The sequence below is a fragment of the Pseudomonas sp. PME37.24/006 genome, assembly GCF_055556635.1.
This window is the reverse complement of record NZ_JBVHNL010000299.1, coordinates 1-235: the sequence shown is the minus strand read 5'-3', so window position 1 is coordinate 235 and position 235 is coordinate 1. Positions and strand designations below refer to the sequence as shown.

Below are 235 nucleotides of genomic sequence, written 5' to 3'. Positions count from 1 at the left end.
CAGCGACTCCACCTTCGACAACACCGCCAACTACGGCGTCCCCGCCAACGCCAAGCCCGTCGGATTCGACACCTGGCTCACACCCACCGGCGACCTCTACCGCGCAAGCAAGAAAATCGCCTCCAGCGTCAACGCCGCCGCCGCCGAATGGAAAGACGACATCACCGGAGTACTCGTCTCGTACGCCACCAACGCGGGCGTGTTCGTCTACGACAGCGGCAGCGACTCCACCTTC

1 protein-coding gene is annotated in these 235 nt (G+C 64.3%); it reads left to right on the top strand.

The genetic code is table 11. The annotated features are described in order from the left end of the window. Positions 1–235, top strand: a 235-nt coding sequence (locus ACZ3GY_RS24815; protein WP_465912490.1) for a hypothetical protein, incomplete at both ends; no start/stop codon positions are given.